The sequence below is a fragment of the Saliniramus sp. genome (assembly GCF_035311605.1).
Lineage (GTDB): Bacteria > Pseudomonadota > Alphaproteobacteria > Rhizobiales > Beijerinckiaceae > Saliniramus.
Window position 1 is genome coordinate 1 of record NZ_DATGCW010000132.1, and the last position, 6663, is coordinate 6663.

Here is a 6663-nt window from a genome sequence, read left to right on the forward strand (position 1 = left end):
TGTTTCTACCGCCTCGGCGGCAGCTGCGGCGAAAACATGTGCCGTGGTGGCGAGCTGTTCATGCTTTTGTTGGCCGTAGCGCTCCACCTCGCGCCACAGATTGATCGCCGTTCCACAGATCAGCGCGATGCCCACGGCGACGAGCACGAGGCGCCCCAGCTTGAAATTGATCGATTGATTCTTCTGCACGCCTGAACCCATGGTGTTTTCGAATTGGCACTATCATAGATTTCCGTAAGCAAGGAATTAACCGATGCATTTAAGCTGATAGTCATATTTAAAGTTGTAAATAGCTGCATCGAAGGGACGTATTCCATGCTGCTAGGACGATCCGAACAGGGTTTCATCTATGTCTTCGAGGAACCGGTGCGCATCCTCGCTGTCGACGATGATCCGATCATGCGTGAGATGGCGACGGCCCAGCTCTCGCATCCGGGCGGGGAGATCGTGACGGCGGAGAATGGCCAGGAGGCGTGGGATATTCTGGCTGCCGATCCCGGCTTCGATCTCGTGCTCAGCGATCTCGAAATGCCGCAGATGACGGGCTTCGCCCTGTGTACGGCAATCAGGGAGGATGCGCGGCTCGCACGCCTTCCCGTCGTGGTGCTTACCGGGCGTGAGGACATGTTTGCCATTGATCGTGCCTACGAGGTCGGTGCGACCTCGTTCGCGACCAAGCCCGTCAACTGGCGCATGCTCGGCTATCAATTGCGATATGTGCTGCGCAACAGCCGCGACAACGAGGCGGCGCTGGCGGCCGTGCAGCAAGAACAGCGTGCAGGTGGTGTCGAAGGCGGTGCCGAAATCCTGCGGATGCCAGCCCGGGAAGCCGCCCGCGCGGAGGCTCCGGTCGGGCCCGATCCGATCACCTGCCTGCGCATTCTTCTGGATCAACCGCCGGAGAAGATCGCCGGGATCGTCGCGCAATGCGCGCTTTCCGGCGATGCTTCCGACGATACAGGCGCGATCTTGCGGCGCTATGCCGATCTGATCGCGGCGCGGCGGGCCCGGGAAGCGGCGGCCATGTGCGGTGCGACCGAACAGGCGAGCCCGCCGGTTCCCTTGGAGGCGCGTGTCGATGACACCGCGCACGAGCACGCGGGGGGTGTCGCGCCTTCTGCTCAGGACGATCCCGCATCCGGGGCGGTCGTCGGCGATCCCGTCGCGGCGATGCGTGCGCAATTGCGGCAATCCGGATCGGGTCGTCCCGACCCCAAGCCCGCGCGACCCTTCCGTTTTCTGGCAAGCGGCGGACGAACATGAGGCGAGAGGAAACGATGCACAAGGCGGATACGAATGGCACGGCGGCGCGATGCAGCGACGGCATCGTACGTCGCTCGCAGCCCGGGCGCTTTCTTTCGGATGTCCAGGGCGGCATGGCGATGCTGTTTTCGCTGGCGCTGATACCGCTTCTTGGTTGTATTGCGCTCGCTGTCGATGTCAGCACCTGGCATTCCGCACGCACCGAGCTGCAGAAGATCGCCGACGGCGCCGCGATCGTCAGCGCACGTGAACTGCGCATCGGCGCCGCCCGCCCGGAGATCCTGCAGGAAGCCGCGCGGCTCTATGCCCAGGCAGTGATCGAGGCCGGGACGAGCTTCGTCGAGAATCCCGAAGTCTCGGCTGAAATCTCACCCGAGCGCGATTCGGTCACGATTGCGGTGGAGAGCACTGTCAGTCCGATTTTCTCACGCCTGTTCAATACGGGACTTTCCAGCGTCCGGGTCAACGCGACGGCGCTGCTCGCCGGACGCGAGCCGATCTGCATGATCAGCACCGATCCGCGCACATCCCATGCGATGGCCCTTTTCGACCATGCCCGGCTCGATGCGGAGGATTGCGGGATCTATGTCAATTCGGGGTCATCGGGCGCGCTGCGCCTCGATGGTTCGGTCAATATGGAGGCCAGTCTGATCTGCGTGCATGGTGCGGTTTCATACAATGGCGGCTCGGCCAGTCCAGGGCCCGTGACAGCCTGCCCGCGTATCGGCGATCCACTCACGCACCGGATACCGTCTTCATCCTGCAGCAGTGCCGACGATGATCCGTACGAGGTCAGGGGCAACCAGACCCTCTACCCGGGAAAATATTGCGGTGGCCTCGAAATTGGCAGTTCGGCTCCGGTCACCTTCCAATCCGGAGTCTATCATATCGGTGGTGACGGGCTGGAGGTCGAGGATGGGGCGCGTATCACGGCTCATGACGTCACCTTTGTCTTTCATGACGGGGCCGGGGCCGAATTCGGTCCGGATACCACGCTGAGCCTCTCCGCGAGCCTCGAGGGACAATATGCCGGTATCCTCTTCATCGAGGCCGGATCGAGGGACGATGCGACCTTCCGGATCAGCTCGAATAATGCGCGCACGTTGCTCGGCACGATCTATCTGCCCAAATCGAAGCTGCTGATCGATGCGGATCAGCCTGTTGCGGGCGATTCCGCCTATACCGTCGTCGTGGCGCGCGAAATCGAGATAGCCAACCGTTCACGGCTGGTTCTCAACACCGATTACGCCGCGACGGATGTGCCCGTCCCCGAGGGAGTCGGGCCGCATTCCGAAATCATGCTCTCGCAGTGATCGGCGCTTGCGACCGGCGGTGATATGCCGCCGGTCTCTTGTTCACGGCGGTTGCGCGATCAGCCGACGAGCTTGCCGGCGCGCGGATCGTGCTTTGCGAGGCGTGAGAGCAGATAATCAACCTCGGCGCGGGCCTTGGCGGAGATCGCGCCGCCTGGCTTGCGCTGGGCCTGCGAGGAAATGATACCGCGCCGTTGCAGCACGTATTTGCGCACGGCGAGACCGGCGCCCGGCTGCTGCTCATAGCGGATCATCGGCAGATGCGCATCGAACAGGTCATGCGCCTCGTCGCGCTTGCCGGCCTGGGAGAGCTTGACGACATCGACGAGCATGTCCGGGAAGGCGTAGCCGGTCATCGCGCCATCTGCGCCACGCTCACATTCGAAATCGAGGAACAGACCGCCATTGCCGCACAGGATCGATATGTGGCGCATGGAGCCGTCCTGCTCGAAGCCACGCAGCGCCGAGATCTTCTCCAGCCCCGGCCAGTCCTCGTGCTTGAGCATCACGGCAGAGGGGTTGTCCTGCACGATCCGGCGGATCACGCCCGGCGTCATCACCACGCCGATGGCGAGCGGATAGTCCTGGATCACGAAGGGGATGTCGGAGCCGATCGCCTCGACGGCCTGCGCGTAGTAATTGACGATCTGGTCGTCCGTCTTCAGCGAGGAAGGCGGGGCGATCATCACCCCGGCAGCGCCCGCATCCATCACCGAGTGCGAAAGCGTACGCATGGCAGCGAAGCCGGGAGCGGATACGCCGATCACGACGGGCGTGTCGCCGGCACGCTTGATGATGCGCGAGGCGATGGCGCGGGCTTCCTCTCCGTCAAGTTTCGGGGCCTCGCCCATCATGCCCAGCGCTGTGATGCCCGTGCAGCCCGCCTCGACGAAGAAATCCGTCATCCGGTCGATGGAAGCGTCATCGACGCGGCCATCGTCGTGAAAGGGGGTGGGGGCGATGACGTAGACGCCCTTGGCGTTTGCATCGAGCATGGCTTTGTCCTCAATCAGATATCGTCGCGTGCCGGCACCCGCCGACCGCTTTTGCTGTTGGTAGGCCGGGGGGACCGGCGGAGGCAACCATTGCGGCTCCCAACCTCGTTTGCGCGAAACGACTCAGGCGGCTCGAGGCAGATGCTGCAGGCGTTGTCGTCCTCACCAGTGCGCGATACATGCTGATGTCGAACGGTGCCGGAGCAGGAACGATCATATCGCCCAGGCATGGCCGTAACGCGCATACATCAATCACTCGGGAGGCCCGAAATGCCGCACGATCACGCGCATGTGCATATCGATCCGAAATCCGGGGATCGGCGCGTCTCCGTCGCAATCTGGGCGAATGCCCTGCTCACGGTCGCGCAGATCATCGGCGGCATCCTCTCCGGCAGTCTCGCGCTGATCGCAGACGCGCTCCACAATTTCTCCGATATGGCATCGCTGGTGATCGCCTTCGCCGCGCGCAAGATCGCGCGCCGACCGCCTGATTCGCGCATGACCTTCGGCTACGGACGGATCGAGATCGTCGCGGCCCTGATCAATTACGTCACCCTGATCCTGGTCGGCTTCTATCTGATCTATGAGGGTGGCATGCGGATCATCGATCCGCCGGAGGTGGCGGGCTGGACCGTGGTCATTCTGGGAATCATTGCCCTCGCGGTCGATCTGCTGACGGCGTTGCTCACCTGGTCGATGCAGAAAGGCTCCGTGAACATCCGCGCACTGTTCCTGCACAACCTGTCAGACGCGCTGGCTTCCGTTGCCGTGATCCTCGGCGGTGCGCTGATCCTGCTCTATGATCTGCGCTGGGTGGATCCCGCCATCACGATCCTTATTGCGCTCTACATCCTCTACCTCGCTCTCACCGAGATCGGCGGTCCGATCCGCACGCTGATGCTCGGCAGCCCGCCCGATATCGACAGCGCGGCCGTCATCGCGGCCATGCGTGGTGTCGAGGGCGTGCATGACGTGCATCACGTGCATCTCTGGCAGATGCAGGAGCACGAGGCTGCGCTCGACTGTCACGTGGTCGTGTCGCGGGAGGGCTGGACGCGACTCGAAACCGTCAAGGCCGCGATCAAGAAGGAGTTGAAGCAGGCCCACGGTATCGGGCATTCGAGCCTGGAATTCGAGCATATCGATCACGCCCATGCCAACGCGGCGCTCTACGGTCACGGCATGGCGGGCGAAGAACACGGCGGTGACGAACATGCCCGTCACGAGCATCATTGATCGCGTCTGACCAATCGATCCCGTCTGGCCAGCCGCCAGCGCATCGTGGTGAATTCAACCAGGACAGGCCCGGGAGAGATCTTTCCCGGGCTGCCCGCATAGCCTACATCTGACCCATGACCGATCCCGCCGACGATACGCCGATCCCCGCCGCGCAATCCGCCGCGCCGCCATCGCCACCCGCCCCGGCGCAAGCGGGCGAGACGGTCATGACCGAGAGTGGTGTCAGCGGCACCGGCATGGAGGTGATCCGCCGGTTCTGGGCGACCTTGCCCAACGCGCCCGGCGTCTATCGCATGATCGATTCGCAGGGCGAGGTGCTCTATGTCGGCAAGGCGAAGAGCCTGAAGAACCGCGTCGGCTCCTATGCGCGCGGCCAGGGCCATTCAAACCGCATCATCCGGATGATCACCGAGACGGCGCAGATGGAATTCGTGACCACGGGCACGGAATCCGAGGCGCTCTTGCTCGAGGCCAATCTGATCAAGCAGTTGCGCCCGCGCTACAATGTGCTCCTGCGTGACGACAAATCGCTGCCCTATATCCTCGTCACCGAGGATGAGCGCGGGGCGCAGCTCACCAAGCATCGTGGCGCGCGCAATCGCAAGGGGCGCTATTTCGGCCCCTTCGCCAGCGTCTGGGCGGTCAACCGCACCATGACGGCCCTACAGCGCGCCTTCCTCCTGCGCACCTGCTCGGATTCCTATTTCGACAACCGCTCCCGTCCCTGCCTGCTCTACCAGATCAAGCGCTGCGCCGGGCCCTGTACCGGCGAGATCGCGCGCGAGGATTATGCCGCGCTCACCCGCGAGGCAGTGGATTTCCTCTCCGGCAAGAGCTCACGGGTGAAGGAGCGCCTTTCGGCCGAGATGCAGGAGGCTTCGGACGCCCTCGAATTCGAGCGGGCCGCGCGCTATCGCGACCGTCTGGCCGCGCTCTCGGCCATCCAGTCAAGCCAGGGGGTGAATACGCAGAGCGTCGAGGAGGCCGATGTGGTCGCCATCGCGGAGGAGGGCGGACAGTTCTGCGTCGAGGTGTTCTTCTTCCGCAACTGGCAGAACTGGGGCAACCGCGCCTATTTCCCCAAGGCCGACAAGTCGATGAGCGTCGAGGAGGTGCTGACCGCCTTCCTCGTGCAGTTCTATTCCGACAAGCCGCCGCCGAAGCAGATCCTGCTCTCGCACGAATCCCCCGAGCGTGAGGTGGTCGCCGCTGCGCTCGCCGTGCGCGCCGGCCACAAGGTGGATCTGGCGACGCCCAAGCGCGGCGAGCGGCGCCAGATCGTCGAGAATGCCGAGCGCAATGCGAAGGAGGCGATCGGGCGGCGTCTCTCGGAGACCGCCTCGCAACAGCGCCTGCTCGATCTCACCGCCGATGCGCTGGGGCTCGCGCGCAGCCCGCGCCGGATCGAGGTCTATGACAATTCCCATATCCAGGGCGCCAATGCGGTGGGTGCGATGATCGTCGCCGGCGCTGGTGGCTTCATGAAGACGCATTACCGCACCTTCAACATGCCGGTGGAGAAGGTCACCGCCGGCGATGATTTCGCCATGATGCGTGAGATGCTGCGTCGTCGCTTCGCCCGGCTGGTGAAGGACCAGCCCCGCGCGGCTGATCATGAGAATCCTGAGGAAAAACGGAACGGCAAGGGCGATACCGGGCAGGATCGCCCACCGGATGATCCGGCCTTTGCCGATGATTCAGCCGATGAATTCCCCGCCTGGCCGGATCTGGTGCTGATTGATGGCGGGGCGGGCCAGGTTTCCGGCGTGCGCGCCATCCTGCGCGAACTCGGGGTGACGGATATCCCGGTGATCGGTGTCGCCAAGGGCGCCGATCGTGAGGCGGGACGGGAG

Annotated in this window: 6 protein-coding genes; 4 read left to right on the plus strand and 2 right to left on the minus strand. The window is 63.7% G+C overall.

Annotated features, from left to right (window positions below):
* On the minus strand, positions 1–189 hold a 189-nt coding region (locus VKP01_RS06485; protein ID WP_324411348.1), incomplete at its 3' end, for a hypothetical protein.
* Between the two features lie 126 nt (positions 190–315).
* Between VKP01_RS06485 and VKP01_RS06490 the strand changes: the two genes are divergently transcribed.
* Positions 316–1263: a response regulator gene (locus VKP01_RS06490; protein ID WP_324411349.1), complete on the plus strand. Its 948-nt coding sequence runs from the start codon at positions 316–318 to the stop codon at positions 1261–1263.
* Between the two features lie 14 nt (positions 1264–1277).
* Positions 1278–2576: a Tad domain-containing protein gene (locus VKP01_RS06495; RefSeq protein WP_324411350.1), complete on the plus strand. Its 1299-nt coding sequence runs from the start codon at positions 1278–1280 to the stop codon at positions 2574–2576.
* 59 nt (positions 2577–2635) lie between these two features.
* Here the strand turns inward: VKP01_RS06495 and VKP01_RS06500 are convergent, their stop codons facing one another.
* On the minus strand, positions 2636–3571 hold the full coding sequence (locus VKP01_RS06500) for a dihydrodipicolinate synthase family protein (protein ID WP_324411351.1): 936 nt from the start codon (positions 3569–3571) through the stop codon (positions 2636–2638).
* A 270-nt stretch (positions 3572–3841) separates the two neighbouring features.
* Between VKP01_RS06500 and VKP01_RS06505 the strand changes: the two genes are divergently transcribed.
* Both VKP01_RS06505 and uvrC read left to right on the plus strand, forming a co-directional pair.
* A complete protein-coding gene (locus VKP01_RS06505; RefSeq protein WP_324411352.1) occupies positions 3842–4807 on the plus strand; it encodes a cation diffusion facilitator family transporter in 966 nt (321 codons plus the stop codon).
* Positions 4808–5016: 209 nt separating this feature from the next.
* The coding region (gene uvrC / locus VKP01_RS06510) for an excinuclease ABC subunit UvrC (protein ID WP_324411353.1) at positions 5017–6663 on the plus strand (1647 nt) is incomplete at its 3' end.